The sequence below is a fragment of the Streptococcus infantis genome, assembly GCF_015546995.1.
Lineage (GTDB): Bacteria > Bacillota > Bacilli > Lactobacillales > Streptococcaceae > Streptococcus > Streptococcus infantis_J.
Window position 1 is genome coordinate 1 of the sequence record NZ_JADMUH010000043.1, and the last position, 1,769, is coordinate 1,769.

Consider the following 1,769-nt stretch of genomic DNA (forward strand, 5'->3'; position numbering starts at 1 on the left):
ACGTAATCGTAAAGATCATGAAAGTCCATTTGAAAAATTCAAGAATGCGTTTAAATAGTAAGAAGAAAGATACAAACAAATTACGGGGCTCTAAATTAACGTGGGGTTGAGCGAAAAAAGGCTCTAAATTATTGTGGGGTTTCAAAAAAGAAGTAATAAGGTTCGGGAATGAACAAATTACTTCTTTTTTATATGTCAAACATTGTATGCATGATAGTTATTTTTTATAGGTACCGCGTTTCTTTCCGTTCATTCTGATTGGAAGCTGTGCATCAGAGAGGCAAGGCAGTGCATCTCTGTTCATGCAGTACATACAACGGTTACGGAAGCGCGCGAAATTCACATATCCATTACCCGTTTTCTTGATCAGTTTTACAATAGAGTTACGAGATTCCATGATGCCATTCGACAACCGTCTTCCATCTACGAGAATAAAAGAATTGATGATTTCTTCTTTCCAGTTATTCAACATTTTATGGATTACTACTATTTCAGGAATATGAGATTTTCGTATCAATGACATCATCTCATTGAAATCTTTTTCTGCATTACTGAAATCGCTGTATGTATTGAAGAGAAGGTATCTATCTTTGATCTGATAGGCTTCCTTTAATTCTGGGGATATAGCCAATATGCGGTCAAGCAGCTGCGGATAATTGATATATTGATTTAACCGTTTATTGAACCTGCGCTTACCTTCTCGTACTTCTTTTTCAAGAAGAAGCCAGTTGAAATTCTTCAGCAGATAATATTCTACAGTGTTTGACTTATATCCTTTCATAATACGGACCCTGACTGCATTTAGGGAATCATTGATATTTTTAACAACATGGAAAGAGTCTACAGCAATTTTGGCTTTAGGAAAACGGAAATGAACAACATCTCTATATGGCTGATACATATCCATAATGAAGTATTGGACATTTGATCTTTCACCTGTAGGAATCCTTTCAAAGTAATTGAGAAGAGAATACTTTTTTCTCTCAGGAAGCATATCAATCAGCTGATGAGATTTGAAATCAAGAAGAAGGCAGACATACTTACTATGATTATCCTTCAAAGCATAGACTTCATCGATACATATGATTTTAGGAAAAGTTCTACGCTTTATACGGACATAAAGATCGAAGATTTCCTGAGCCTTAGTTGGAGAAATATAATTATGCCGTGCAACGCTGGAGAAAGTAGAATTTGACTCTTTCAGCTCATTCAGCACATTAAGAACAGTAAGGCTGCTTATAGTATGCCCGGAAGGCAGGAAGGGATTTGATTCAAAAAAAGTTCTGACACATACAGCGCACACAAAGCGTCTGGCACGATAGCGTATCAGACAAGAACGGCTGTTCAGCGCAGAATGGGTAATAGATTTAGTTCTATAGTCTTTAATATGTGTGGAATAAGAACCACAAGAAGGACAGCTAAACTTTTTAGATACGAGAGTAATGTCGATAATCAAAGAACCGTTTTCACTTTGAGAAGAGGAAGAGGATAAAACATCTTCTTGAGGTATATTCAATAAATCTGTTATAATATCCATAGTGGAAAACCACTCCTTTCGTTAAGAATAATGTTTGACAATGATATTCTACAACGAAAGGTTTTTTTGTGAAATGAACAAAAGAACCCACCCCACAATAGTTTAAAGGTAAGCTCTCTGTAAACCCCATGATAATTTAGAGGCAGGTTTTATCCCCACGATAATTTAAATATCCGATAAAAACGTGAATGGTATACAACACCTTTTTCTTTACCGTAAAATTCAGAGGGCT

At 35.8% G+C, this 1,769-nt stretch carries 1 protein-coding gene; it reads right to left on the reverse strand.

The features are described 5' to 3' along the window. Positions 1-217: 217 nt before the first annotated feature. Positions 218-1,537 carry an ISL3 family transposase gene (locus tag I1J71_RS08575; protein ID WP_195184454.1) on the reverse strand — a complete coding sequence of 440 codons (1,320 nt, stop codon included), beginning with the start codon at positions 1,535-1,537 and terminating at the stop codon, positions 218-220. Positions 1,538-1,769: the final 232 nt, after the last annotated feature.

Bases quoted from the DNA above. Each gene is read 5' to 3' on its own strand.
- I1J71_RS08575 (WP_195184454.1), bottom strand. From the start codon at position 1,537: ATGGATATTATAACAGATTTATTGAATATACCTCAAGAAGATGTTTTA.